Origin of the sequence: Draconibacterium halophilum (assembly GCF_010448835.1) — a bacterium.
Lineage (GTDB): Bacteria > Bacteroidota > Bacteroidia > Bacteroidales > Prolixibacteraceae > Draconibacterium > Draconibacterium halophilum.
The window spans coordinates 1437854-1464367 of sequence record NZ_CP048409.1 but is presented as its reverse complement, the minus strand read 5'-3'; the positions used below and the strand labels follow the sequence as shown (position 1 = coordinate 1464367).

Below are 26514 nucleotides of genomic sequence, written 5' to 3'. Positions count from 1 at the left end.
TAAAGGACTTTTTTGTTTTCTTGTTTTCAATTAATATGACTATTAATGAGTACAAAGGTTACATCTTGTTTTGTTAAAAAGAATAGAAAAAATGTTAATGAGTTCTTAGGGTCGGTAAACGTACGGGCTTATCGGTAAATAAAAATACCCCCAGGTATGAAACTATCTAAATCTGTCGGTGAATGGCGAAATATACCAAATACCGCCGAGCCACTTCCCGACATCGACGCGTAGACTGCGCCCGCTTCGTAGAGCTTATTCTTTAGATTTTCAACTTCGGGGAATTGCGGAAATACACTTTTTTCAAAGTCATTTTTTACTACCGTTTTCCAGTCTTCGATCGGAAGTTGTGCAATTTCAAGCAGATTAAAATGAGGCTTTGCCGGTACTATATTTTTATAAGCTTGTGGTGTACTAACCGAAAACGGAGGTTTTATAATTACAATCTCATACCTCGACAAATCAATATTTACCGACTTAAACTGATCGCCAATACCATGGGCAAATGTTGGTTTGTTATTAATGAAGAACGGACAATCGGCTCCAATTCGGGCAGCGTATTGTTTCAACTGATCGATAGATAAACTCAACCCAAAATAATCGTTCAGCATTTTTAATGCGAAAGCCGCATCAGCAGAACCACCTCCAAGTCCCGCACCAAACGGAATTACTTTGTGTAAATGCATTTTTATCGGCGGCATATTAAAATCCTCAGTAAGCAAGGAATATGCTTTGTAAACGAGGTTATTTTCCGGTTCAGCATCAATTTTAATTCCGGAAGAAGAAAAGCTTGTTGTTTCAGCTTCGATCACCTCCAAAGCATCCGATAATTTTACCGGGTAAAAAATGGTTTCCAGGTTGTGGTAACCATCTGGTCGTTTCTCAACAACATTGAGCCCGATATTTATTTTAGCATTCGGAAATGTGATCATACAGCAAAAATAAAAAAGCCGCCTGAAAATTCAGACGGCTTCCTCGATTTATATAAAATTATTTTTTTTAGTCCGAAAAAGCTTCGTACTCTTCCGGCGAACCACAAGTACAAATCAGGTTACGATCTCCCCAGGCATTATCAACACGGCCAACGGGCACCCAATATTTGTTTTCGCGCACCCAATCGAGCGGATAAGCAGCTTTCTCGCGACCATACGCGTGTGTCCATTCATCAGCACAAACGCTCTGAGCTGTATGAGGTGCATTTTTAAGCACGTTGTCAGCTTTATCGGCAATACCGTTCTCTACTTCTTTCACTTCTTCGAAAATGGAGTTTAACGCACTAATAAAACGATCCAGTTCATCTTTCGATTCACTTTCGGTTGGTTCGATCATTAGCGTTCCATGAACAGGGAACGACAGCGTTGGCGCGTGGAAACCATAATCCATTAAACGCTTGGCAATATCTTCTTCAGTAATACCTGCTGAAGCTTTCAGGTGGCGGCATTCCAAAATCAGTTCGTGTGCGACACGCCCATTTTCGCCGGTGTATAAAATTCCGTAATTATCTTTTAATGCTGTGGCAATATAATTGGCATTCAGAATAGCGAGTTTTGTAGCTTCTGTCAATCCTTCAGCACCCATCATTTTTATGTAACCATAAGTAATTGGCAACACCGACGCGCTTCCCCATGGAGCTGCAGAAACAGCCGTTATTCCCACGTGCCCGTTATTCATAATTGGGTGCGATGGCAGGAATTCTACCAAATGACTGGCAACACCAATTGGGCCAACACCAGGGCCACCACCACCGTGTGGAATGGCAAATGTTTTATGTAAGTTCAGGTGACACACATCGGCTCCAATGATTCGCGGATTTGTTAATCCAACCTGTGCATTCATGTTGGCACCGTCCATATAAACCTGGCCGCCATTTTGATGAATTACTTCGCACATTTCAATAATCGACGCCTCGAAAACACCATGCGTTGATGGATAAGTTACCATAAACGCAGAGAGATTGTCCTTGTGCGCTTCAGCTTTAGCCCGCAGATCGCCCATGTCAACATTTCCTTTATCGTCGCATTTTACCACAACCACTTTTGTACCGGCCATAACCGCACTTGCAGGGTTGGTTCCGTGTGCTGATGAAGGAATGATCACCACATCGCGTTGTCCTTCGCCACGGCTTTTGTGGTACTCCTGAATAACCATTAAACCGGCATACTCGCCGGCGGCACCTGAGTTTGGCTGCAAACTCACATCAGCCATTCCGGTAATTTCTGCTAAATCACGCCGCAGTTCTTCCATCATTTCCTGGTAACCGCGTGCCTGGTTTTTAGGAACAAACGGATGCAAACCATTAAACTCAATCCAGCTCAACGGCAACATTTCTGTAGCTGCGTTCAGTTTCATGGTGCACGATCCCAGCGAGATCATCGATTGCGTTAACGAAATATCTTTTTTTGCCAGTCGCTTAATGTAACGAACCATCTCCGTTTCCGAGCGGTATTTATTAAACACCTCTTCGGTCATAAATTCCGATGTTCTTTTAAACGCGGCATCAATTTCAAATCCTTCAGGATATTCTTCGGCAACCTGCCATTTTTTATTGGCGGCTTTTGCGAATACTTCAATTATCCAGCCAATATCTTGCGGGTTGGTTGTTTCGTCGATACTAATACCAACATCGCCATTTTCGAAATAGCGGAAGTTCATTTCCAACTCGTGCGACAACCACTCAATATCTTCGCGCATTACATGTTTTGGCAGTGCAAAACGGATGGTATCGAAGTAATTCTTATTAATCTGAGTATATCCAAGTTTTTCAATTTCAGCTGCAAGGAAACCTGCAATATTATGAATGCGCTCGGCAATGCCAACAACTCCTTCAGGGCCATGATAAACACCAAAGAACCCGGCCATAATAGCCAACAGCGCCTGTGCCGTACAAATGTTTGAGGTTGCTTTTTCGCGTTTAATGTGCTGCTCGCGCGTTTGTAGCGCCATACGAAGTGCCCTGTTGCCATGTATATCTTTGGTTACGCCAATAATACGTCCCGGCATATTTCGCTTGAAAGCTTCACTGGCAGCAAAGAATGCTGCATGCGGACCGCCGTATCCCATCGGAACTCCAAATCGTTGCGAGTTACCAAAAACAATATCGGCGCCCCACTCTCCCGGAGGAGTGAGAATTGCCAGCGACATCAAATCAGCAGCAACAGCTACTTTTATATCTTTTTCGTGCGCTTTTTCAACCAGCCCGGCATAATCAAGAATTTCGCCATCAGCATTTGGATATTGAACGATTGCGCCAAACACACTCTCGTCGAATACAAATTCGTCTTTTGGCTGAATTTTTAATTCAAACCCCAAAGGCAGTGCACGGGTTTTTAACACATCGTGGGTTTGTGGCCACATTTTATCATCCACCAAAATGGTAGTTACACCCGCTTTAACCATTTTTCGCGAGCGAAGATTTGCCATCATCACCATTGCCTCGGCAGCTGCAGTAGCCTCGTCGAGCAACGATGCATTGGCAATGTCCATTCCGGTTAAACCACAAACCATGGTCTGAAAATTCAACAAGGCCTCTAGTCGACCTTGCGAAATCTCGGCCTGATAAGGCGTGTAAGAAGTGTACCAAACCGGATTTTCAAGCACATTACGCAAAACCACTGCCGGAGTAATCGTGTCGTAATACCCCATTCCGATGTACGTATTGAATACTTTATTTTTTGATGCCAGATCAAGAATCCGTCGGAAGTATTTCCGTTCCGACAATCCTTCATTCATTTTTAAAGGCTGCTTTAACCTTATATTGGCTGGTACAGTTTGCTCAAGCAACTCCTCCATCGATGAAACACCAACAGATTCAAGCATTTCGGAAACTTCCAAACCTCGTGGGCCATTATGGCGGGTGACAAATCTATCCTGAGACATTCGATATTTTTATTTTAGTGTGAATTTTTGTGCAAGTATATAAACTGAACGGATTTTAAAAAATGATTTTAAACCATTTTAACGCATTTACAATGAAACTCCTCGCAGCAAATCTGACCAGGAATCCGATTCCGTTAAGGACTTTTTTATTGTCTCGTTCGCTTTCCCCCAGGCATAGCCATCGGGGAATGCGCTCACCGGAATTCAGGTTAAAAACGGATTATTGCCCTTTTCAAATCCCAATGTGGTTTCCGGGCCGTGGCCACAATACACTTTTGTCTCGTCGGGCAGCGCAAAAAGTTTCCCTTTTATGTTACTGATTAACGTATCAAAATCGCCACCGGGCAAGTCGGTTCGGCCAATGCTGCCATAAAACAATACATCGCCGGCAATTAAAAGCTTATCATTCTTGCTGTAAAAAACAACGTGGCCGGGTGCATGACCGGGAACATGAATAACTTCCAATTTAGATTCACCAAACTCAATTGTCTGCCCCTCCTCAATAAATGTGTCGATAGGTTTTACCGGGTTCATTTCAAAATTATACATTTTCCCCTGATCAACAGCGCGATCAACCCAAAAGGCATCATCGGCATGCGCACAAAACGGAATTTTATATTCATCACGAATGAAATCAACGCCCATAATATGATCAAAATGGCAATGCGTATTGATTATTTTTACCGGTTTCAACTCGTTCCGTTCGATGTAATATTTTAATTCATCCTGCTCTTCTCCATAATAAAACCCGGGATCTATAATTACACATTCCTTTGTGTCGTCACTCAACACAAAACTATTTTCACCCAATGGGTTTACAACAAATTTTTCAACTTTTATCATATCAGAAATTTACGGTTCCTTTTAAGAGAGGAACAAAAATAAAGCCTCCATGTTTTTTCATGGTGAAATCATTTTCATCGGTTCGAATAATCTCACACATATCCTGGTGTTTATCGTTGCCCACCGGAATCACAAGTTTACCTCCTATTTTAAGCTGCATTTTTAATTCTGGCGGAACCGATGGAGCTCCTGCAGTAACCAAAATCTTATCGAATGGCGCAAAATCGGGCAGGCCTTTATAGCCGTCGCCAAAAAAACAAGCCGGTTTATACCCAATGGATGGCAGAAATCGATGCGTTTTTGTATACAACTCTTTTTGTCGCTCAATAGTAAAAACCTTTGCACCCATTTCAACTAAAACTGCTGCCTGGTAGCCAGAACCGGTTCCAACTTCGAGTACTTTTTCGCCTTTTTGCACATCAAGCAGCTGAGTTTGAAAACCTACTGTATACGGTTGCGAAATGGTTTGACCGGCACCAATTGGAAATGCCTGATCTTTATAGGCAAAATTTATAAAACTACTATCCATAAACAAATGGCGCGGAACATTGCCTATAGCTTCCAAAACAGAAGCTTTTCGAATACCTTTTACTTTCAAGCCTTCGACCAAACGCTTGCGCAAGCCTTTATGTCGCGATGTTTCGTTTATCATTTTTTACGTTACTATAAACTTGAGTTTGGTTTTAAATATTTGTCTCAGAAATACAGAAATGTGCAAGATTTGGATTGAAAATATCGCAAGAATAGCGGGCTATTTTAAGATATTTTGAGTTCAAATCTTGCGCATTTCTGTATTTTCCTTCGGATTTTCCTTATTTTTGTATAAATCGATTCATATTTTTTTTGAATTATCCCGATAGTCCTTCAAAAATCTGACTCAATTTCTACTAAAAATTTATTTAAACTGAGGGAAGATTTAAAATCGAACTCAGGTTTCAATCACAAAATTAATCGAATATAGTTACCAACAACAGTAGCTACACATAATGAATATTAACATTTAACGTTGATAAATTAACACCGGCACTTTTAAAAGATGTTAGGCTGTATTCTATATTTGCATAGAAATCATTTAAATAGCACAATATGCTGAATGTTGGATTAATCGGAAATACTGGAATTCTTGAACCATTTGTAATGGAAATCAAGAAAAATACCCAAATCAATATTATTGGGAAAGCATCTGTTGGATCGAGCGAAGAAATGAACGGTTTTCATTATTCCATTCCTGAATTTAACCGGGTTGAGTTAATTGAACGCGCCGATGTGATTATAATGGACAATTCAACGCCTATGCCGTTTAATTTTATGCGTGATATTGTAAAAAAATCAAAGCATATATTTTGTGCTGAATATCCGGATCTCACCATCGACGAGTGCAGCGAGCTGAATAAACTGATTAATGAGTCGCGTTCGGTAGTGCAGGTTACCAATCCTTATTTTTTCTCACCGGCCATTCAGTGGGTAAACAAAAACATCAAAACACCGGCATTTATCGATTATTCCAATTTTGAAAACGATGTTACAGAAAAGAAATCGCTATACTCCATGTTACTTATGCTTCTGGGTGTTACGGGCATTTCTCCAAAAAAAATTGGCGCCGTAACTTTTCCAGGATATAACAACTCTAAATTTACGAACGTACGTCTTGAGTTTAGCGATGCCTCGGTTGTTAACCTGAATTTTGGAAAACTGGAATCGCTGAAGAATTTCAAGGTCAGAATTTATTCCGACAACCAGTTTGCAACTTTTAATTTCAGCAAAGAAAAATTCCTTTCCGATAATAAAGCTATTGAGTTTGATGAAGATTGTGTAGTAGACGAGCTGGATATTTTTATTCAAGCCATAGAAGGAAAGATCAAAAAAACATCTACTCTTGATGATTATTTAATTGCCATGCACGTGGCGCAAAAAATCAATAAAAAGATCTCGCAATTTTCCATTCATTAACTGCAAAAAACTACTTTTGCCGCAATATTTTGCATTACAGGGCGTTTAAACACTGATTACAAAAACGACCTGACTTAATCGCTTTTTCATGAATAAATCGTGGCAAACAGCCAAATATTTATTTTTCGATTTTTTTGCCGCAGCACTTGCCTGGGCTGCTTTTTTTGTATATCGAAAAGAAATTATTGAACCCCAATACTTTAATGGCTGGGATGTCCCATTTGAGCTCACTCCGCAATTTTATTTGGGATTACTGATCATCCCTGCTTTTTGGATTACATTTTATTACATTGTTGGGTTTTATAACAATATTTACCGTAGGTCGCGACTGCTGGAACTTGGGCAAACTTTTTCCACATCGGCAGTTGGTGTGGTTGTAATTTTCTTTGCATTTTTATTAGACGACTGGATTGGATCGTATAAGAATTACTACAATTTAATTTTCACACTGTTTGGATTACATTTCTCGCTCACCTATATTTTTCGACTGGTACTAACCACACAAACCATTCACAATATACACAAACGCAAGATTGGTTTTAACACGCTCATCATCGGTAGTAACGAAAAAGCGCTGAAGGTTTTCAACGAAATGTCGAGCCAGGTGAGGCCGGCGGGGAATAAATTTGTTGGTTTTATCGAACTTGATGAGAACAGCAATTCTGTTTTAAGCGAGCAATTGCCAATGCTTGGACACATAACAGACATTATCGACATTCTGGACAAGGAGAATATTGAAGAAGTTATTCTGGCTCTGGAAACACGCGAGCACGATCAACTAAGTGAAATACTCACGATAATTGAAAACAGGCAAATCACCATTTGGGGTATTCCCGATTTGTACGATTTGCTTTCCGGAATGACAAAAACCAACACCATTTTCGGGAGTCCACTAATAAAAATTAGCAACGGATTAATGCCCGGCTGGCAGGAAAACATGAAACGTTTGCTGGATGTGCTTTTCTCCATTATCGCACTTATTCTGTTTTTCCCTGTTTTTATTGTGCTGGCAATTATCATAAAAACAACATCAAAAGGGCCAATTATTTACAAACAACAAAGAATAGGACGTTACGGAAAACCGTTCTATATATATAAACTGCGGAGTATGGTAGCCGGTGCCGAAAATGGCTCCCCGGCACTATCGTCGGAAAACGATTCACGAATTACATCTATTGGCCGTTTTTTGCGAAAAACACACCTCGATGAAATTCCACAGTTTTTTAATGTAATTATGGGAACCATGTCGCTGGTAGGGCCGCGCCCCGAGCGGGAATTTTACATTAAACAAATTATTGAACGTGCACCGCATTATACACACTTGCACAAACTGCGTCCGGGAATAACCTCGTGGGGACAAGTAAAATATGGTTATGCATCGAATGTTGAAGAAATGCTGGAACGATTAACCTACGACATGATGTACCTGAAGAATATTTCGTTATACATCGATTTTAAAATACTGATTTACACCATTATGGTTAGCGTTAAAGGCAACGGAAAATAAACCGGATCAGAATCCAAATTCCGCATCACGCACCACATGGACAACTCTTAATTTGTATTTTTTATACCACTTTTCTTTTCCCAACTTTTGAGCCTGCAAATGGTCAATGTTTTGCTTCCATTCTTTCATCGCTTCCAGGCTCTCCCAGTACGAAACGGTTATTCCCAATTCGTCGCGAGCTGATTCTTCACCTAAAAAACCAGGTTGTTGTTTGGCCAATTCCACCATTCGTCGGGCCATTTCAACATAACCGTCATCAATGTTGTTGCGCAGTGTGGTAAAAATAACCGCATAATAAGGCGGATTTGGTGTATTTGCAATCATTTTAACGGGAATGTCTTTATTGGCCTGTACTCCGGGCCGGTTTGTTTTAATATACTCTGAAACAAAATTAGTTCCGCAACCTCTATTTTCTGATATTCAATTGTTGGCCATTCATCTAATAGCGAAAAAAAACGATTTCTGTTTTCCACCAATTTTATACGCCCCAATGTTAAATGCGGGGTGAATGTTTTTTTCTCTTCTTTAAAACCACTGGCAACCACCTGTGACTCAATCTCCGAAACCAATTTAAATAATTCTTCCGATTCACATAGTTTTATAAACAAAACGCGTGGATGGTTTTTGCTTTTAAAATAGTCGGTTCCTTTTAAAGTAATCTGAAATTTTGATTGATCAGAAAATAAAAGCTCCAAACGATCAACCAATTCATACAGTTGCTCGCGTGTTGTATTGCCAATAAACCGCAGGGTGAGATGAAAATTATCGGTGTCAACCCATTTAATCCGGTCGTTCGGAAAAAGGTTTTTAAAATGCTGCAATAATTCCAGCACTTTCTGATTTGGAGCTATTTTTAAGGCAATAAAAGTTCTGATGTGTTCACGCATTTTAATAATATCCTAATTCTATCAGAGTTACGATCTCCTCCAGCACTTGATCTTCTTCGGCAGGATCGTACCCGGCTTTTAAGTCGTTTCTGAAAAGCTTAGCAATCCCCTGCCAGAAAGTAGCACTAAATCCTCCCCTGAAATCTTTTATCAGCCCGTAGGGTGTTCGCTCCGTTTCGCGGTTAATCAGTTTTAACAAAATACGACCATCCGAAATCGACCATCTTTTGAGCTCATCTTTGTGCTCTGCCAATAATTCTTTTTCAAGTTTTTTCATGAGCTTCCGTCGTTCCTTTCCCGTTTCAAGAGCATTATATTCCGGCTCGTATTTCTTTAGCAGTTCACGTGCTTTCACTGCCAGAGGATACACCTTTTTTACTTTACGCACATAGCGGGTATAGCGCCGGTATTGCCGCTTGTTTTTAAACTCTCGATCAGGGAAAACAGGTATCTCTTTGATGTTCTTAAAAATAATGGTGTCGCCATCCTCAACATAACCAATATAAACATCAGAGGTATCGTTTTCCTGCGCTCCGGCAAGCCAGGTTCCCAACAAAAAAATCAATATAAATAAAAGCCTCTTCACCAAAATATTTTTAACAACATAAAAGTAGAACGAAACGAGTATAACAAAAAGTCTGCGCGAATACGCATAATCTGAGATAATTTTTCACACAACGGCATGATTATAATACTGCGAGCTACGTCTGTTACCATAAAAATAAACAATTATAAACAGATGAAATATTCGTTAATCAATTACGGACCATGCAAAGTTTATATCTTTGAGCCCGAAAACAAAAGTTTATACGCAATTATGCAAACATCGGTTCATTCAGAAATTGGCCAACTGGAAGGCGTTATTATCCACACACCGGGTTCGGAAGTTGAAAATATGACACCGGCAAATGCCGAACGTGCTTTATACAGCGACATTTTAAATCTATCGATAGCCTCGACCGAATATGCCCAGTTTGAAGGGGTACTAAAAAAGGTATCGCAGGTATACCAGGTGAAGGATCTGCTGGCCGACATTTTGGCCATCAACGAAGTAAAAAAAGAATTGCTGAACGAGATCTGCATGACCGAATACATCGACTCGTGCCAGCAAATGCTTGATACTGATTCGAAACAACTGGCAGCAATGTTAATTGAAGGGGTGGTGCTGGAGAAAACCAACCTCACCAACTACCTGAGCAACGAGCGCTTTTTACTCCGCCCTTTGCACAACCTGTTTTTCACGCGCGATTCGGCAATGGCGATGAACGACAATATGCTAATTGGCAAAATGGCCAATCCCGTGCGCGAAAGAGAATCGGTTATAATGGAGGCCATATACAAATACCATCCTGCCGTTAAAAGCCAGGTCTTGACCCCCGGGAATCCTGAACCGGGAATTATGGTTAACCGAAAATCGATGGTAGAAGGCGGCGACGTACAAATTGCCCGCGACGATATTTTTGTTATCGGTACCGGAGTAAGAACAAGCACGCAAGGGATTGACTTCATTATCGAAAATATAAAAAAGCAGAAAAAGAGGAAACAACATATTATCGTTCAGGAATTGCCAGAAACGCCCGAGTCGTTTATTCATCTCGACATGGTTTTTACATTTCTGAACACCGATGAGTGTATGGTTTATCCACCTGTAATTTTTGGAATGAGCCGTTTTAAAACTATTCACATTGAAATAGATAATGGCAATGTAAGCCGCATTGAAGAAATGCCAAACCTTCCGAAAGCATTGAAAAAACTGGGCATGGATTTAAAACCAATTTCCTGCGGCGGCAACAGCGATCCGTGGATTCAGGAACGCGAACAATGGCACAGCGGCGCTAACTTTTTGGCCTTTGCCCCGGGAAAAATAATCGGTTACCAACGCAATGTGCACACCATCGATGAGTTGAACAACAACGGTTACGACGTTGTTTCTGCCACCGATATTATAACCGGAAAAGCAAATGTGGATGATTACAAAAAATGTGTAGTTACCATTGCCGGATCAGAATTAGCACGCGGTGGTGGTGGTGCCCGGTGTATGTCGCAACCCTTCAGAAGAGGACCGGTGAATTGGTAGTTTCAGCGGTTTCTCCTCGAGATGACATTGAAAAAAACAGATTTATGCGTAAACTCAGAAATATAGAACTTGGCCGTTTAAGCGTTGAGGAATACAAACAATCGACAAAAACTCCTATTGTTGTGGTGCTCGATAACATCCGAAGCTGCAACAACATTGGCTCGGTATTCCGCACATCCGATGCTTTACTCATTAATACAATTTACCTCTGTGGAATTACTGCCACACCTCCCAATAACGAAATCAGAAAAACGGCTCTTGACGCTGAAAAATCGGTTGACTGGGAATATTTTGAACATTCTGAAGAAGTAGTTAAAAGGCTACAGCAAAAAGGATTTAAAGTTTATGCCATTGAACAAGTTGAAAACAGTATTATGTTGCCCGATTTCCAACCTGCTAAAAGCGAAAAAGTAGCGCTGGTTTTTGGGAACGAAGTAAAAGGTGTAAAACAAAGTGTAGTAGATCTTTGCAACGGAAGCATTGAAATACCGCAATACGGTACCAAACATTCTTTTAATATTTCGGTAAGTGCCGGAATTGTTTTGTGGGATATTTTCCAGAAGATTAAATAAAAGTGTTAGCCTGACTTGGAGTCAAACCCCATCACTTTTAAATATTTCAAACATTTTCCTTATTTTTAAGGAAAACAAAAATATTCCCAAATGGCTGACCCACAAAATATGCCCGAAGAATTTCTGCAATACATTTGGCAAAACAGGCTTTTCACGACCAATCAGTTACAAACCATTGATGGCGACCAGCTGGAAATTATCGATCAGGGACGAAAAAATTCCGACTCCGGTCCTGATTTCTTTAATGCAAAGATCAAACTAAACGAAACGACATGGGCCGGCAATATCGAGATCCATAAAAAAGCATCCGACTGGCAAAAACACGAACACACCAACGACAAAGCGTACGACAATGTTATTTTACATGTGGTTGAAACTGCTGACACAACAATCGCCCGAAATAATGGAGAAATTATTCCAACTCTAATTCTGAACTACCCCGAACAACTGAAACACAATTACGAGAAGTTGATTAATGCCCAGACATGGATCGCCTGCGAAAAACAGTTTCATAAAGTTGATCCGATAGTGCTGCAACTGGGTTTTAACCGGCTGATGATTGAACGCCTGGAAACAAAAACACAAGCAATAGTTGAGCAACTGAGGCAAAATAACAACAATTGGGAAGAAACATTTTTTCAGGTGCTGGCGCAGATGTTTGGGTTTAAAGTTAATGCAGTGCCTTTTGAATTGCTGGCAAAATCGCTTTCCATACAAACGCTGTTAAAACATAAAAACAGCCTTTTTCAGTTGGAAGCACTGCTGTTTGGAAATTCAGGATTATTGAATCAGCAATTGCTGGGCGACGATTATTATATCCACCTACGTGATGAGTATTCTTTCTTGTACAAAAAATACAAACTGAAAGGAATTGAAGGACATTTGTGGAAATTTATGCGGCTACGGCCACCCAACTTCCCTACCATTCGAATCTCGCAATTGGCAGCACTTATTTATCATTCGGAAGGACTATTTTCCAGGATTCTGGAAATTGAATCCATGGAAGAACTTAAAAAATTGTTTAAAGTAAAAGCCTCGGAATACTGGGATACACATTACAACTTCAACAAAACATCGAAAAAACCCCAAGCAAAGGAATTGGGCGATACGGCTGCCCATATCCTGATTATCAATGTAATTGTTCCTTTTTTGTTTGTGTACGGCGAAAATCAAAACAAACACGAATTAAAAAACCGGGCGCTCGAGATTCTGGAAAATCTGCCCGCCGAAAGCAATTCTATCATTTCAAAATGGGCGGATATGGGCATTCAGGCGCGTTCAGCTTTTGATTCGCAAGCTTTACTTCAGCTAAAAAACTATTACTGCGAATCAAAAAAATGTTTAAATTGCCATTTAGGGGTGAAATTGGTTTCATCAATACAAAATCAGGACGACTAACATGCCTACAAGTAATCTACAGTATAATAAATTTCAAGCCGTATCGAGCCGTACGCTTAAGGCTGGTATTACCTTGCTGGTCTCGATTCTTTTATTTGGGACCGCCGGTTACTACTACATCGAAGACCTTACTTTGCTTGAAAGTTTGTACATGACAGTTATTACCATATCAACTGTTGGTTTTAAGCATGTTGGCCACGAACCAACCGAAACGGGAATGCTGTTTACCATTATTCTCATTATTTTTAGTTTGGGTAGTTTGGCGTATGTTGGCTCAAATATGGCACGATTTATATTCGATGGAGAGTTAGCTAACTATATAAAAACGTACAGGGTGGATAAGAAAATTGCAAAATTAAAAGACCACGTTATTATTGTGGGCTACGGCAGAAATGGCGAACAGGCAGCCATGGAACTGGAAGAAAACAATGTTAAGTTTGTTGTTCTCGACAAACGCGATAACGTTATTACGAGGATACGCCAAAATCCGAACATATTATACATAAAAGGCGACGCAACACACGAAGATACGCTGGAACAAGCCGGTATTCAAAGGGCCAGGGCTTTAATTGCCACCACCCCAACCGATGCCGACAATGTTTTTGTGGTGTTGACTGCTCGTAGTATGAACCCGGGACTAACCGTTATTAGTCGCGCATCGGAATTGGAAAGCCAAATGAAATTGAAACGAGCCGGCGCCACCAATGTAATTATGCCTGAACGCATTGGAGGGCAGCGAATGGCAAAACTGGTGCACCAACCCGATGTTGTTGAGTTTATCGAGTATATACTGCTGCAAAAATCGCAGGATGTTACCCTTGAGGAAGTATCCTGTAAAAACCTCGCGCAACGTTTTGTGAGCAAATCAATTGCCGAGCTAAAAGTGCGCGAAACAACAGGTGCCAACATTATTGGTATAAAAATAAGTGGCGCGCGTTACGTTTTTAATCCCGATCCGCAAATGATACTTTCGCGCAACGATCAGCTTTTTGTTTTGGGAAATCCGGCCCAAATAAAACGTTTGAAAGAAGTGATGGAAAGCGAAGTAGCTAAATAAACCAACAAGCTGTAATCCATCAATAACCTGCGCAGGAATGAAAAAGATAAAATTTGAATATCGTATTACTTTGCTTTACCTGTTGATTGGAGGACTTTGGATTATTTTCTCCGATAAGTTTTTATTGACTATTTCCAGCGACCAGGAATTACTAACGGAACTACAAACTTATAAAGGCTGGTTTTATGTGGCAACCACCTCAGTTCTTTTGTTTTTGTTGTTAAAATCGCACCTTAAAAAATTACGCAAAGCCGAATCAGAAGCAAAAAAAAGCAATGAATTAAAAACATCGTTTCTACAAAATATTTCTCACGAGATAAGAACTCCAATGAACAGTATCATTGGTTTTTCCGACATTCTGAACTCCCAAAAATTTAACGAAAAAGAAGCAAATCAGTTTCTTGCTATCATCAGAAATAGTTCGAACCAGCTGCTTTATATCGTCAACCAGCTGCTGGATATTTCAATGATCGAGTCGGGTAATGTAAAGGTGTACGATAACTCTTTTACGCTGAATTCTATGATTGACGAAATTAATGCAGCCTTTTCTCCCCTGGTAAAAGAATCGATAAAATTTGAGGTAAAGAAAGGACTTAGTGATGACAAAAGTTACATCATTACTGATGCCGGCAAACTACGCCAGGTAATTATGAATTTGCTGAGTAATGCCAATAAATATACAGCTTCAGGCAGTATTAAGCTGAGCTATGTACTTGAGGATGAAATGCTAAAATTTGCGGTTGAAGATTCTGGCATTGGCATTTCGCCTGATAAAAAAGCATTCATTTTTCAACGCTTTCAGAAAGCACATGACGAACAAAAAGAGACTTATGATGGTGTTGGTCTGGGACTTTCTATTTGCTATGGCAACGTTAAACTGTTAAAAGGAGACATTGGATTTTCTTCTGCAATTGGAAAAGGATCAACATTTAATTTTCGTATACCCTATTCTCCTGCTTCTCGTTAAACTGAATTTCTTCTGATAATTCCCATTAACATAGTTTAGTTTTTTTTTAGCAACCTTAAAACAAGTAATCACGATCTTTACGCTGAAAACTAAACAAAAATGAAAACATTAACCATTCTGTTAGCCATCACGTGTTGTATAAATACCTACGCACAAGATTCCACTTTTATTATCGAAGGAAAAACAATTGACACTAAAGGTCAACCAATTGCCGATGTTTATGTAATCAATCCGCGAACATTAGAAAAAGATATTACGAGAGGCAATGGAATTTTCAAATTAACTGTAAGTCCTGGAGACTCGCTGATCTTTTCTCACATCTCGTACTTTCGTATTTCAATTCAGGTGTATAAGCTACTGCAAAGCCCGGTGGTTATGTTAGAGTCAGAAGATGTAAAAATACCCGAGGTAGTGGTTAGTCCCGGACAAATGACCGATCAAAAACGCGCCCAAAAAAACCTAGATTTTTTAGACGACTACAAACCTCGCAAGTACAATAAAATGGAACCGGAAAGCGACCCTACAACTACAATAATGACCGAACACAACCGGCTTATGCGAACAAAGGCCAGTTCTGTAAGTTTTTTACCAATTTTAGGTGTTCCGCTAAAATTAATTGATAAAGCAGTACAAAAAAGAAAAAGGCGTAAACTATACGAAACAGATTATTATTCAACGCGAAAAGTAAAAAAACCACCCTTTGAAACGGAATCCGATACAGTAACGAAACCCGAGAAGAGCCATTAACCTTCCGGTTCGGCATCAAATCGCTCGATAAAGTCGGTAGACAGCACTCTAAACTCTGTTCTACGGTTTATACCACTGGCAATTTCCCGCTGCGCCTCTGGCAATTGCAGAATAAACTCCTCGGTTAATTCATCCCCACGTTTCAAGAAGTCGTACTGATTTGCCAATTTTCGGGTTACTGTTTTTGGCCAGGTTTCGCCATATCCCTTAGCAACCAGTCGGTCAGGATTTATTCCCTTTTCAATAAGATAATCCACTACACTTTGTGCACGTTTTTGCGACAGATCGAAGTTAAACTGATCGCTACCTACGTAGTCGGTATGTGCCATTAGCTCGATGGTAATAGTTGGGTTAAAAACCAATATCTCAACCAACGTATCTAAAGCTACTTTCGAACTTTCGAGTAATTCCCAGCTGCCAAATTCGTAATTAATATTATCAACTTTTATCGGTGCATCGGTTGGGGTAAGATTCATTGTAAAACGAAAATCTTTGCTGTCCTCCATGCCAATAGTATTCACTGCAGCTTTGTCGCGCAGAAAACCATCTTTAAAGGCTGCAAAAACATATTCTGTTTCGGGCTTCAATTTCATTTTAAACCGGCCGCCACGGGCGCGTACTTTTAAGTTTGTACCATCAGTTCCGATAATACGCATGGTTGATCCACCAAGATGCGACGCTGTTTCCTTGTTGAAAACGTCAATTTCGATCTGATACACTTTTGGCGGAACAAGAAACGAGTAAATATCATCGCCCGCGAACCTTTGCGGTTTGATGTAAACATCCCTTTGTTTTCGCCGGTTACAAATGCAATTCCAAAATCGTCGGCGGGCGAATTCATTGGCGATCCCATATTTTCAACCACCCAAATTCCATCTTCGTTTCGGTGTGCCTGAAACAAATCAAAACCTCCTTGCCCAATGTGCCCATTCGAGGCAAAATAAAGTTCTCCGTTATCGCGCACAAAAGGGAACATTTCGTCGCCGGCGGTATTTATAATCGGGCCAAGATTTACCGGTTTTCCAAAACTACCACCGTCAACCGTTGCTTTCCAAATATCTTTTCCTCCCTGGCCTCCTAACATATCCGAAACAAAGTAAATCTCCATTCCATCGGCACTCAGTGCAGGGTGTGCAGCAATAATACTATCGCCAACAATTTGTAGTCTTATTGGCCCTGACCACGATCCGCGCGACTGCGAAGTGGAATACAGTTCGGCACCCAAAGGTTCCGATTTATCGTATCGGCATCGTGTAAATATCATTTCTTCACCGGTTGAGCTTAATGTAACAGCTCCTTCTTCTTCACCGGTATTAATGATCATGTTCTCGTCCAATAACTTTGGCTTTTCCCATTTTTGGCGTTGTATACCAAAAGTAGCACGATATATATCGGTGTATTTTTGTCCGGTTATCATGCTTTCTTTTTTACCAGTGGATGCTTGTCGCGATGAAGTAAAATAAATCTCGTTGTCGCGACCACCAACAAAAACAGGGGCAAAATCACTTTCGCGCGAGTTAATCTCTTTTATCGGGTTTATAATATGACGTGTTGGATTGGCTACCCATTCCTGCGTTTTTTGCATGGCCTCAACACCATCTAACGCACGCTGGTCGCCCGGAACCGAATCGAGGTAGGTTCGGTAAGTTTCGTAAGCCTCTTCGTATTTTTGTGTTATGCGCAACATATCGGCATAATGCAACAGTGCTTCGGTATCGTCATATCCCAAGCGGATGGCAAACTTGTAGTTTTGGGCTGCATAATCGTAGCGACCGATGGCCCGGTAACATTCTGCCAATTGATAAGCATATTCGATCCTTTTTTGCCGGTTCTTTTCTTTTTTCCTGGCCTTACGGTACTTTTCAATGGCTTTATAATATTCACCAATATCTTGCGAAAGTAAAGCATCGCGCCCGTGTCTGGCCGATCCACAACCACTTAAAAAGACTATTATAATAACAAAAACAGCTAGTTTAACCTGCTTCATACCCATTCAATTTCGGGGAGTAAAAGTAAAATTTTTTTACCGACTATTTCCAATAAAATTATTTCGTCTTTTATTTAACGAATTATTAGTTGCTTAAGTATACGGAAATAAAAAAAGACTTCCCGAAAAACGGAAAGTCCTTTGTATATCCTCGTATAGTTCTTTTATCGAATAAAAAGCAGCTCGCGGTACTTTGGCAACGGCCATTTCTCATTGTCAACAATTAGTTCAAGTCGGTCGATATGATCGCGAATATCATCCAGAAACGGACGCACCTCTTTATCATATTCTTTTGACCTATCAATCACGTCTTCCACTTTATTTGCTTTGGAACGGGCAGCAATCATTTCCTTACGTTTTGCTTTAATCGCTGAAATATGACTGCCAACTTCCCTAATCAGATCTAACCTGCCACCTGCCAACGACAGAAACTCCTCTTCCGGAAATACTTCTTTCAGATTTTTCACATTTTCGAGCAACATAGTTTGATACTCAACTGCCGTTGGTACAATATGATTAATGGCAATATCGGCAAGAACACGCGATTCAATCTGCACTTTCATAATAAATTTCTCGTATTCAACCTCTACCCTTCCTTCAATTTCGGTTTTATTGAAAATACCATTTCGTTTGAACAGATCGATGTAATCCTCACGCAGATAGGCGGCCAGCGAATCCGGTACATTCCCGATATTCGACAAACCTCTTTTTTCAGCCTCCTTCACCCAGTCAACACTGTAACCATCGCCATTAAATCGAATTGGTTTTGTATCAATAATCAAGGTTTTCAGCACCTGGAAAATCGCCTCATCTTTTTTCACTCCTTTTTCGATATGTGCATCAACCTCCGCTTTGAATTTTTTAAGCTGATCGGCAACTGCCGTATTCAACACAATCAGAGCAGAAGCATTATTCGCCATCGACCCCACAGCGCGAAATTCAAAACGGTTTCCGGTAAAGGCAAATGGCGATGTACGGTTTCGGTCGGTATTGTCGAGAATAATCTCAGGAATGCGACCAATATTCAGTTTTAAAGCAGTTTTTTCATCCGGAGTCATTTTACGGTCAACCACCGCTTCTTCCATCAGATCCAGCATTGCCGAAACTTCTGTTCCCAGAAAAACTGAAATTATAGATGGAGGCGCCTCATTGGCTCCCAGACGGTGTTGGTTTGATGATGTTAAAATACTTGCACGCAGCAAATCCTGATTATCAAAAACGGCTTTTAAAGTATTGATTACAAAGGTTAAGAACTGCAGATTCGATTTTGGATTTTTCCCCGGCGAATACAAATTCACACCCGTATTGGTCGATAACGACCAGTTGTTGTGTTTTCCCGATCCGTTAATTCCGGCAAAAGGCTTTTCGTGAAAAAGAATGCGGAATTTATGGCGACGGGCTATTTTCTGCATAATATCCATGCACAACTGGTTATGATCGTTAGCCAGATTGGCCTCTTCGTAAATCGGAGCTAACTCAAATTGGTTGGGAGCAACCTCATTATGACGGGTTTTTACCGGAATACCCAGCTTGTAAGCTTCATTCTCAACATCCTGCATAAATTTATTTACACGCGTTGGGATTGATGAAAAATAGTGATCATCGAGCTGCTGATCTTTTGATGATGCATGCCCCATTAAAGTCCGGCCAGTTAACATCAGGTCAGGACGAGCCATGTACAATGCCTCATCAATTAAGAAATATTCCTGCTCCCACCCGAGGTTAGCTGTTACACGCGACACGTTTTTATCAAAATACTGGCACACTCCGGTAGCAGCTTTGTCAATTGTATTTAAGGCACGCAGCAAAGGGGTTTTATAATCGAGTGCCTCACCGGTATAGGAAATAAATATGGTAGGAATTGTCAGTGTTGTTTCGCTTATAAATGCCGGAGACGAAGGGTCCCAGGCCGTGTAACCTCTGGCCTCGAAAGTTTGGCGGATTCCACCACTCGGAAAGGACGAAGCATCCGGTTCTTGTTGTGCTAAAAGTGTACCGGAGAATGATTCAATTACACTTCCGTCGGCACCATGAACAATAAATGCATCGTGTTTTTCGGCAGTTCCATCGGTTAAAGGATGAAACCAGTGCGTGTAGTGGGTGGCGCCGTTTTCAATTGCCCAGGCTTTCATTCCCTGCGCCACCTGGTCGGCCATTTTTCGATCAATTATTGTTCCGCGTTCAACCGCATCGGTAACCGCTTTGTAGGCTTCGCGCGACAGATATTTTTTCATTTTTGCCTGATCGAATACCAACATACCATAGTAATCCGAAACCAGATTATTCTCGCGTTCGATTTCTATCGGCTTACGGTTAAGCACTTCATCAAGTGCTTTAAATCTAAATTGTGCCATGATTAATTTTATTTAAGTCTGTTGTTTTTTTGTCTGTCCTCAAAAATAACATTTTCCACACTCGCTACTGACATTTATCATGCTTAATACACGTTTTTTAAGAAAATGTTTACTGCAGCCTTAAATCAACAGGGGTAATTCTGGAATTTTTTCACTTTTTTAGCCAAACAGCACATAAATAATATAACTCCAATTTAAAATGTTATAATGCCAATATTTGTTATTTCCTCAAACATCGTTTATTTTAACCTGAAAAATTTACAAAATTTTTCACACGAAGTGTTGACGATTGAAAATCTGTTTGATACGTGTTTACTTAAATTTGTTTCATGATTTTCAATGTCAAGGTTAACCCTGACAAATAATTGTATGACAATTATTTGTCAGCCCCTTTTTTATTTAATTCATATTTAATCATTAATACTGGTTAAATTAAATTTGATGCACGCCATGGATAAGCAAGAAATACTGACCAAAATAAAGGAAAAAGATTATACGAAAATAAAGTTTGCCGTAGCCGATATAGACGGGATTTTGCGTGGCAAATACATTCACAAAAACAAGTTTCTGAATGCACTGGATAACGGGCTGGGATTTTGCGATGTGATATTTGGCTGGGATTGCAACGACAAATGTTACGAGAACAGCAAAATTACCGGCTGGCACACGGGATATCCCGATGCAAAAGCCAGCGTTGCCCCTGAAACTTATCGTCAGATTCCGTGGGAAAACAATACGCCTTTTCTTTTGGGTGATTTTAGTAGCGATAAGAAATATGCCGAAGCAGCCTGTTCGCGTAGTTTATTAAAACGCATTGCGCACCAAAGTGAAGAAATGGGTTTTAAACCTGTCTTTTCGCAAGAATTTGAGTGGTTTAATTTTCAGGGAACACCAACTGAAATCTCTGATTCAAACTTTACCGAACTGAAACCAATTTCGCCGGGGATGTTTGGATATTCCATTTTGCGAAGTTCTCTCCATCAGCCCTATTTTAACGACTTATTTGAACTTTTAAATAAGTTCGAAATACCAATTGAAGGATTGCACACCGAAACGGGGCCTGGAGTTTTAGAAGCAACTATTATTCACGACGACATTTTACCAGCTGCCGACAAAGCCTTGCTACTAAAATCAGCCGTAAAAGAGATTGCTTATCAACACAATTTCGTGGCCACATTTATGGCCAAATGGAATGAAAAACTACCGGGTTGTGGTGGCCATATTCACCAAAGTTTGTGGGATTTAGATAAAAATAAAAATATATTTTTTGATTCAGAATCAACAGAAGGGATGAGTTCAACCATGCAACATTACATTGCCGGACTTTTAAAATGTCTTCCTGAAATACTGCCCATGTTTGCGCCCAACCCAAACAGTTACAAACGCCTGAGCGGCGGCGATTGGGCACCTCGTACACTTACTTGGGGAATTGATAACCGTACTTGTGCGATACGCGCCATTCCCGGAAGTGAAAAATCTACACGCATCGAATTACGAGTTCCAGGCTCGGACACCAATGCCTACCTGGCACTTGGCGCTTCATTGGCGGCCGGACTTTATGGAGTAAAAAATAAACTACCGCTAAAAAACCCTCCCACCAAAGGAAATGGCTATTTGGAAATGAGAAATGGAGTATTACCTGATTCGCTTGAAAAAGCCACAAAACTTATGGCCAATTCGGAAATTGCCAACGAATTGTTTGGCCAGGCATTTGTAAAACATTTCACCCTTACACGCGAATGGGAATGTCAGCAGATTGATAACAACGATCCACAGTGGGAATTAAAAAGGTATTTTGAAATAATTTAAAATAACAAGAACACTGCCATGCAAAACCGATTAACTTTGAAAAAAACAAGAAGGAAATGATGCAGAGACTGGATTATGGAGAGATAATAAAACTTGCGTGGAAAGAATTTGACAACGACCGCTACGAAATAAAAGGTGTTTTTAATGTAAGCGCCATGGTTTCAACCAATCATGTTTACAAATTATCGTTTTATAAACGAGAACCTGTTTTTGCGAAAATTTCGGAGTACGGTAATTTCGAAGACTTTCGGGAAGATCACATCATCATTAACAACCTGGCTAACAATCTCGAGTTTCCTTATCAAATGTTTCTGGCGCAATCGCTGGTAAAACGTAATGACCTGTTTATTTATCGTTACCACGAACGAGAGCGCAGTGCCTGGGTGGTTTTTTACAACCCCATTCAGATACGAAATAAATTGCCACGAAGATTGGAAACAAAGCACATTAAAAAACTGGGACGAGAGCTGGCTCTATTTCACAAAGCCTGCACCAACGTTTCAAACCAATTACCGCACTCTTCAAAAAATGTAATAACCGATATTCAGCGGCTAAAACGCTCCATTCATAAAGATGAAATAAAAATGTACGAGTCGCACAAGGATCTGATTTTGCGTCATGCCGATCATTTTCTTGAAAATGCCGACCGGGTGAATTACAACACCGAAATTGAAACAATACCCGTTTTGGTTGACTGGAATATTGGTAATTTTTCGGTAACCGGCGACGGTAAATTTTATTCGCGCTGGGATTACGACTGGTTCAGAATGTCGTCGAGGGTAATGGATTTTTATTTTTTCAGCCGCGTAGTTTCCGATGGTGGCGACCGCACAGTATTTAGTTACATGGTTGACACCTTAATGGAAGACCGTTTTATGCTTTTTCTCAAAGAATATCACAAAGTATTCCCGCTCACACCACCAGAAGTGCAATTAATTAAAGAAGTTTATCGCTTTTTTATTCTGAACTATGTAATTAAAGACGGGCCTTACTTTTTCAGGAAATATTATTCCACAAAACTAATTAAGGAAGCCTACGATTCTTACTTCCCTGCCATGGATGCCAATTACAGGGTGGAGAAAATTTTAAAAACATTAAAACTCTGATGCTGCAATAATATGAGAACAAAAAGTTTTAGAAGTGTAGTTAGAAACTACCGGGCCGTGTTTTTTGATGCCTTTGGTGTATTAAAAAACCATTCAGGCCTTATTCCGGGAATTGAACAGACCTTTACATACCTGGAAAAGAAAGGTATTCCATATTACGTATTAACCAACGACTCGTCACGAAGTCCCGATGAGCTGGCAAAGTGGTATCAGGATAGAGGAATGCCGAATATTACTACAGATAAAATTCTCTCGTCGGGGATGTTGGCGATGGAGTTTTTTAAAACCAAATTGGCTAACGGCAAAGTGGTAGCCTATTTAGGAACAAAAAAATCAGCACATTACCTTGAAATAGCCGGACAAAATACAATTGCCATTAGCGATGTAGATTTGAATGATCTTGAACACATTAAATCTTTTGCCTTTTTGGACGACGAAGGTTTTGACTGGAACAAAGATATTGACAAAACCATAAACCTGCTTCGCCATAAAAACATGACCGTAATTGTTGCCAATACCGATAAAAATTATCCGGTTAACAAAAACAACATTTCGGTGGCTGTTGGTGGATTAGCCGATCTGGTGGAGCAAATTCTTGGCAAAAAATTCATCCGCTTCGGCAAACCCGATGCCCAAATGTTTCTACTGGCATACGAACGTGCAATGGTTGATGTACCGGATATCCAACGAAAAGAAATATTAATGGTTGGCGACACGCTGTTTACCGATATTATTGGAGGAAATAAATTTGGACTGGACACGGCACTTGTTCTTTCGGGAAATACGCTGCCCGACAATGCAAAAATAAAGATCAGCAGTTCGGGAATTATTCCAACTTATGTTTGCGAATCGGCAGTTATTCAGTTGTAAAAAAATAAAACAGGAATTAGTTTATTGAACAGTTGCAGCCACCTCTGTTAGTGCATGAATAAGCAGTTGGTCTTTATCACGGCCTTTTGAAGCAATTCGGATGTGTTTATCGTCGAGCCCAATTTTGTTAGAACAATCGCGCACATAAACGCCAAAATCCTGCAGTAGTTTCATTTGCAAATCGTAAGCACTCATTTCAAATTTTATCTTCAGCAAAATAAAATTACTGTTCGATGGGTAAACTTCGTATCCGTCGATTTTACACAACGCTTCATGCAATTCACGAACATCGGTAATAACATGCTTTCGGGCTTTGTGGTATTCAACATCAGTCTCTTTTAACTGCGTTAAAAAATACTCCGCCAACGTATTTATATTCCAAACGGGCAAAGCATTTCTAATTTGCCTCAGGTAATATTCGTTGGCGGTGCAGCAGTACCCCAAACGCAATCCCGGAACACCACAATGTTTACTCATACTGCGCACGATAATCAGGTTCTGAAACTGTTCAACCTGAGACATCAGGCTTGGAATTTCTTCGTCGGCAAAATCAATAAACGATTCATCAAGCAACACCAGTTTTAAATGTTTCATCCGGGTTAAAAAGTCGGTAAGTTTTTCAATCGAAATGAGTTGTCCGGTAGGATTTCCCGGATTGATAATTAGTGCCGACGACCGTTTTTCTTCCACCAACCAATCAGCGTATTCTTCCAAATCCAACTGATATTTATTATTGGCGGGCAGCTGAAACAGCTTCACCTTATCAAGGTTTTGAATTTTATCGATGTATTCGCTAAAAGTTGGAATAGGAATTCCCATTTCCTCAACCAAATTATTTTGGATGATCGTAATCAGCTCAGTTGCACCGTTTCCCAAAACAAGGTATTCAGGTTTTACGTGCACAACGGCTGCCAAATCCTGTTGGGCTAGCTTCGGATTACTCGATGGATAAGCTTTAATTACCTCCGGTAATTTCTCCTGCAGTTTACGTAGTAATTGCTCGTCGGGGAAGTAGGGATTTTCAATGAAACAAAAATCCACCACATCATTTAATTGATCTTCACCAATAATATCAATCAACGATGGCGAGTGCGAAGTTTCGTTAAACAGGTAACTTTTTATTTCGATTTGTTTCTTTTCCATCGGCTAAAAATTTTTGCGACGACAAATTTGATCAAAAAAAACTGCCCCACAATAAGGACAGTTTCTTTTTATTATGCAATTATTTCTTTGTCTTAAACTTTTGCAGCATGAACAGTTTTTATAATTCTTGCGCCAATTTTGTAAGGATCACCATTTGATGAAGGACGACGGTCTTCCAAACGACCTTTCCAACCATCTTCTACAGTTCCAACAGGAATACGAATAGAAGCACCACGGTCCGAAACACCATAGCTAAACTCAAGAATTGATTGTGTTTCGTGCAAACCAGTCAAACGCTGATCGTTGTATGCTCCGTAAACATCAATATGCTCTTTAATGTTTTTACCGAATTCTTCGCAAATTGCAGTAAATACTTTTTCGTCGCCACAAGTTCTCATTAAACCGTTAGAGAAGTTGGCGTGCATACCCGAACCGTTCCAGTCAAGGTCTTTTCCAAGTGGTTTTGGATGCCATTCAACATCAACACCATATTTTTCAGCCGTGCGCTCCAAAATGAAACGAGCCATCCAAATTTGGTCTCCGGCATCGTGTGCACCTTTAGCAAAAATCTGGAATTCCCACTGTCCGGCAGCAACCTCAGCGTTAATACCTTCAACATTTAAACCTGCTTCTAAACAAAGGTCGAAATGCTCTTCAACAATTGCACGACCGAAAGCTTTTGAACCACCTACACCACAATAGTAAGGTCCTTGTGGTTCAGGGAAACCTCCTGCTGGGAAACCTAATGGAAGACGGGTTTGCGGATCGTACAAGAAATATTCCTGCTCGTAACCGAACCAGAAATCTTCATCTTCTTCTTCAATGTGTGCGCGACCGTTAGTTTCGTGCGCAGATCCGTCAGGATTTAACACTTCTGTTAGTACCAGGTAAGCATTTTTACGATCCGGATCAGGACAAATAAACACTGGTTTCAAAAGAAGGTCTGAAGCTTCGCCACCGGCTTGATTTGTAGAAGATCCATCGAATGACCATACTGGACAGTCTTCCAATTTCCCGCTAAAGTTTTCAGCTACACGAGTTTTAGCTCTTAATTGTTGAGTTGGCACAGTACCATCCAACCAAATGTATTCCAATTTTGATTTCATGATGTAATAAATTTTATTTAAATGTAGATTTTTTCTATCTGTCGATCACAAAAATAGGAGCAAATGAAACTTTTAAAACCATTTTGCTAACAAATTGTAATAAATTAATGCAAAATTTACATTGAATATAGATTTTTGTCAAACACCCCAAAATTAACGACACCCCCCGAAATATTATCTTTATTTTACGTTAAAAGCTATTAAAAACAACCAACACCCACTCAATTATTTGTATTTTTTAATACTACACCCCCAAAA

23 protein-coding genes are annotated in these 26514 nt (G+C 40.2%); 11 read left to right on the top strand and 12 right to left on the bottom strand.

The window, feature by feature from the left end; genetic code table 11:
* Nucleotides 1-128: 128 nt before the first annotated feature.
* The 4 genes from ispE to G0Q07_RS05865 form a co-directional block, all read right to left on the bottom strand.
* Complete coding sequence (ispE, locus tag G0Q07_RS05880) at nucleotides 129-932, bottom strand: 4-(cytidine 5'-diphospho)-2-C-methyl-D-erythritol kinase (protein ID WP_163345207.1); 804 nt, start codon at nucleotides 930-932, stop codon at nucleotides 129-131.
* A 67-nt stretch (nucleotides 933-999) separates the two neighbouring features.
* A complete protein-coding gene (gene gcvP / locus G0Q07_RS05875) occupies nucleotides 1000-3876 on the bottom strand; it encodes an aminomethyl-transferring glycine dehydrogenase (protein WP_163345206.1) in 2877 nt (958 codons plus the stop codon).
* A 204-nt stretch (nucleotides 3877-4080) separates the two neighbouring features.
* Nucleotides 4081-4719, bottom strand: a complete 639-nt coding sequence (locus tag G0Q07_RS05870) for an MBL fold metallo-hydrolase (protein ID WP_163345205.1) — start codon at nucleotides 4717-4719, stop codon at nucleotides 4081-4083.
* 1 nt (nucleotide 4720) lies between these two features.
* Nucleotides 4721-5371 carry a protein-L-isoaspartate(D-aspartate) O-methyltransferase gene (locus tag G0Q07_RS05865; protein WP_163345204.1) on the bottom strand — a complete coding sequence of 217 codons (651 nt, stop codon included), beginning with the start codon at nucleotides 5369-5371 and terminating at the stop codon, nucleotides 4721-4723.
* Between the two features lie 434 nt (nucleotides 5372-5805).
* Here G0Q07_RS05865 and G0Q07_RS05860 point away from each other — a divergent pair, with 434 nt between their 5' ends.
* The gene (locus G0Q07_RS05860; protein ID WP_163345203.1) at nucleotides 5806-6669 is read left to right on the top strand and encodes a Gfo/Idh/MocA family oxidoreductase; all 864 of its coding nucleotides are present in this window, start codon (nucleotides 5806-5808) and stop codon (nucleotides 6667-6669) included.
* Nucleotides 6670-6757: 88 nt separating this feature from the next.
* A complete protein-coding gene (locus tag G0Q07_RS05855) occupies nucleotides 6758-8176 on the top strand; it encodes a sugar transferase (RefSeq protein ID WP_163345202.1) in 1419 nt (472 codons plus the stop codon).
* A gap of 6 nt (nucleotides 8177-8182) precedes the next feature.
* Here the strand turns inward: G0Q07_RS05855 and G0Q07_RS05850 are convergent, their stop codons facing one another.
* From G0Q07_RS05850 to G0Q07_RS05840, 3 genes are read right to left on the bottom strand one after another with little or no spacing between them, the layout of a single operon-like run.
* Nucleotides 8183-8500, bottom strand: a complete 318-nt coding sequence (locus G0Q07_RS05850) for an antibiotic biosynthesis monooxygenase family protein (protein ID WP_163345201.1) — start codon at nucleotides 8498-8500, stop codon at nucleotides 8183-8185.
* Nucleotides 8497-9063, bottom strand: coding sequence for an RNA 2',3'-cyclic phosphodiesterase (gene thpR / locus G0Q07_RS05845; RefSeq protein ID WP_163345200.1), 567 nt, complete (start codon nucleotides 9061-9063; stop codon nucleotides 8497-8499). The genes G0Q07_RS05850 and thpR overlap by 4 nt, the downstream gene beginning before the upstream one ends.
* Before the next feature lies 1 nt (nucleotide 9064).
* A complete protein-coding gene (locus G0Q07_RS05840; RefSeq protein ID WP_163345199.1) occupies nucleotides 9065-9649 on the bottom strand; it encodes a DUF4294 domain-containing protein in 585 nt (194 codons plus the stop codon).
* A gap of 153 nt (nucleotides 9650-9802) precedes the next feature.
* Here G0Q07_RS05840 and G0Q07_RS05835 point away from each other — a divergent pair, with 153 nt between their 5' ends.
* The 6 genes from G0Q07_RS05835 (at nucleotide 9803) to G0Q07_RS05810 (ending at nucleotide 15881) form a co-directional block, all read left to right on the top strand.
* The gene (locus tag G0Q07_RS05835) at nucleotides 9803-11140 is read left to right on the top strand and encodes an arginine deiminase (RefSeq protein ID WP_246222995.1); all 1338 of its coding nucleotides are present in this window, start codon (nucleotides 9803-9805) and stop codon (nucleotides 11138-11140) included.
* A gap of 44 nt (nucleotides 11141-11184) precedes the next feature.
* Nucleotides 11185-11712, top strand: coding sequence for an RNA methyltransferase (locus G0Q07_RS05830; protein WP_163345198.1), 528 nt, complete (start codon nucleotides 11185-11187; stop codon nucleotides 11710-11712).
* A 90-nt stretch (nucleotides 11713-11802) separates the two neighbouring features.
* Entirely contained in the window at nucleotides 11803-13110 is a 1308-nt protein-coding gene (locus G0Q07_RS05825) for a DUF2851 family protein (RefSeq protein WP_163345197.1), read from the top strand.
* Nucleotide 13111: 1 nt separating this feature from the next.
* Nucleotides 13112-14167: a potassium channel family protein gene (locus G0Q07_RS05820; RefSeq protein WP_163345196.1), complete on the top strand. Its 1056-nt coding sequence runs from the start codon at nucleotides 13112-13114 to the stop codon at nucleotides 14165-14167.
* Nucleotides 14168-14204: 37 nt separating this feature from the next.
* Nucleotides 14205-15134 (top strand): sensor histidine kinase, encoded by a 930-nt coding sequence (locus tag G0Q07_RS05815; protein WP_163345195.1) that lies wholly within the window; start codon nucleotides 14205-14207, stop codon nucleotides 15132-15134.
* 99 nt (nucleotides 15135-15233) lie between these two features.
* The gene (locus G0Q07_RS05810; RefSeq protein WP_163345194.1) at nucleotides 15234-15881 is read left to right on the top strand and encodes a peptidase associated/transthyretin-like domain-containing protein; all 648 of its coding nucleotides are present in this window, start codon (nucleotides 15234-15236) and stop codon (nucleotides 15879-15881) included.
* Here the strand turns inward: G0Q07_RS05810 and G0Q07_RS05805 are convergent.
* The 3 genes from G0Q07_RS05805 to G0Q07_RS05795 all read right to left on the bottom strand — a co-directional run bounded on the left by G0Q07_RS05805 (nucleotide 15878) and on the right by G0Q07_RS05795 (nucleotide 20222).
* The gene (locus G0Q07_RS05805; protein WP_163345193.1) at nucleotides 15878-16537 is read right to left on the bottom strand and encodes an OmpA family protein; all 660 of its coding nucleotides are present in this window, start codon (nucleotides 16535-16537) and stop codon (nucleotides 15878-15880) included. The genes G0Q07_RS05810 and G0Q07_RS05805 overlap by 4 nt on opposite strands.
* Nucleotides 16504-17868, bottom strand: coding sequence for a PD40 domain-containing protein (locus G0Q07_RS05800; RefSeq protein ID WP_163345192.1), 1365 nt, complete (start codon nucleotides 17866-17868; stop codon nucleotides 16504-16506). The genes G0Q07_RS05805 and G0Q07_RS05800 overlap by 34 nt, the downstream gene beginning before the upstream one ends.
* 164 nt (nucleotides 17869-18032) lie before the next feature.
* On the bottom strand, nucleotides 18033-20222 hold the full coding sequence (locus G0Q07_RS05795) for a glutamine synthetase III family protein (RefSeq protein ID WP_163345191.1): 2190 nt from the start codon (nucleotides 20220-20222) through the stop codon (nucleotides 18033-18035).
* 450 nt (nucleotides 20223-20672) lie between these two features.
* Between G0Q07_RS05795 and G0Q07_RS05790 the strand changes: the two genes are divergently transcribed.
* The 3 genes from G0Q07_RS05790 to G0Q07_RS05780 are packed head-to-tail and all read left to right on the top strand — an operon-like array spanning nucleotide 20673 to nucleotide 24007.
* The gene (locus G0Q07_RS05790) at nucleotides 20673-22031 is read left to right on the top strand and encodes a glutamine synthetase family protein (protein ID WP_163345190.1); all 1359 of its coding nucleotides are present in this window, start codon (nucleotides 20673-20675) and stop codon (nucleotides 22029-22031) included.
* 56 nt (nucleotides 22032-22087) lie between these two features.
* Nucleotides 22088-23137: an aminoglycoside phosphotransferase/kinase family protein gene (locus G0Q07_RS05785; protein WP_203532681.1), complete on the top strand. Its 1050-nt coding sequence runs from the start codon at nucleotides 22088-22090 to the stop codon at nucleotides 23135-23137.
* 12 nt (nucleotides 23138-23149) lie between these two features.
* Complete coding sequence (locus tag G0Q07_RS05780) at nucleotides 23150-24007, top strand: HAD-IIA family hydrolase (RefSeq protein WP_163345189.1); 858 nt, start codon at nucleotides 23150-23152, stop codon at nucleotides 24005-24007.
* Nucleotides 24008-24028: 21 nt separating this feature from the next.
* Here the strand turns inward: G0Q07_RS05780 and G0Q07_RS05775 are convergent, their stop codons facing one another.
* Entirely contained in the window at nucleotides 24029-25150 is a 1122-nt protein-coding gene (locus G0Q07_RS05775; protein WP_163345188.1) for a pyridoxal phosphate-dependent aminotransferase, read from the bottom strand.
* 92 nt (nucleotides 25151-25242) lie between these two features.
* On the bottom strand, nucleotides 25243-26256 hold the full coding sequence (locus G0Q07_RS05770) for a glutamine synthetase beta-grasp domain-containing protein (protein ID WP_203532680.1): 1014 nt from the start codon (nucleotides 26254-26256) through the stop codon (nucleotides 25243-25245).
* Nucleotides 26257-26514 lie beyond the last annotated feature (258 nt).

Coding starts and splice junctions, on each gene's coding strand:
- ispE (WP_163345207.1), bottom strand. CDS start 932: ATGATCACATTTCCGAATGCTAAAATAAATATCGGGCTCAATGTTGTT.
- gcvP (WP_163345206.1), bottom strand. CDS start 3,876: ATGTCTCAGGATAGATTTGTCACCCGCCATAATGGCCCACGAGGTTTG.
- G0Q07_RS05870 (WP_163345205.1), bottom strand. CDS start 4,719: ATGATAAAAGTTGAAAAATTTGTTGTAAACCCATTGGGTGAAAATAGT.
- G0Q07_RS05865 (WP_163345204.1), bottom strand. CDS start 5,371: ATGATAAACGAAACATCGCGACATAAAGGCTTGCGCAAGCGTTTGGTC.
- G0Q07_RS05860 (WP_163345203.1), top strand. CDS start 5,806: ATGCTGAATGTTGGATTAATCGGAAATACTGGAATTCTTGAACCATTT.
- G0Q07_RS05855 (WP_163345202.1), top strand. CDS start 6,758: ATGAATAAATCGTGGCAAACAGCCAAATATTTATTTTTCGATTTTTTT.
- G0Q07_RS05850 (WP_163345201.1), bottom strand. CDS start 8,500: ATGATTGCAAATACACCAAATCCGCCTTATTATGCGGTTATTTTTACC.
- thpR (WP_163345200.1), bottom strand. CDS start 9,063: ATGCGTGAACACATCAGAACTTTTATTGCCTTAAAAATAGCTCCAAAT.
- G0Q07_RS05835 (WP_246222995.1), top strand. CDS start 9,803: ATGAAATATTCGTTAATCAATTACGGACCATGCAAAGTTTATATCTTT.
- G0Q07_RS05830 (WP_163345198.1), top strand. CDS start 11,185: ATGCGTAAACTCAGAAATATAGAACTTGGCCGTTTAAGCGTTGAGGAA.
- G0Q07_RS05825 (WP_163345197.1), top strand. CDS start 11,803: ATGGCTGACCCACAAAATATGCCCGAAGAATTTCTGCAATACATTTGG.
- G0Q07_RS05820 (WP_163345196.1), top strand. CDS start 13,112: ATGCCTACAAGTAATCTACAGTATAATAAATTTCAAGCCGTATCGAGC.
- G0Q07_RS05815 (WP_163345195.1), top strand. CDS start 14,205: ATGAAAAAGATAAAATTTGAATATCGTATTACTTTGCTTTACCTGTTG.
- G0Q07_RS05810 (WP_163345194.1), top strand. CDS start 15,234: ATGAAAACATTAACCATTCTGTTAGCCATCACGTGTTGTATAAATACC.
- G0Q07_RS05805 (WP_163345193.1), bottom strand. CDS start 16,537: ATGCGTATTATCGGAACTGATGGTACAAACTTAAAAGTACGCGCCCGT.
- G0Q07_RS05800 (WP_163345192.1), bottom strand. CDS start 17,868: ATGAAGCAGGTTAAACTAGCTGTTTTTGTTATTATAATAGTCTTTTTA.
- G0Q07_RS05795 (WP_163345191.1), bottom strand. CDS start 20,222: ATGGCACAATTTAGATTTAAAGCACTTGATGAAGTGCTTAACCGTAAG.
- G0Q07_RS05790 (WP_163345190.1), top strand. CDS start 20,673: ATGGATAAGCAAGAAATACTGACCAAAATAAAGGAAAAAGATTATACG.
- G0Q07_RS05785 (WP_203532681.1), top strand. CDS start 22,088: ATGATGCAGAGACTGGATTATGGAGAGATAATAAAACTTGCGTGGAAA.
- G0Q07_RS05780 (WP_163345189.1), top strand. CDS start 23,150: ATGAGAACAAAAAGTTTTAGAAGTGTAGTTAGAAACTACCGGGCCGTG.
- G0Q07_RS05775 (WP_163345188.1), bottom strand. CDS start 25,150: ATGGAAAAGAAACAAATCGAAATAAAAAGTTACCTGTTTAACGAAACT.
- G0Q07_RS05770 (WP_203532680.1), bottom strand. CDS start 26,256: ATGAAATCAAAATTGGAATACATTTGGTTGGATGGTACTGTGCCAACT.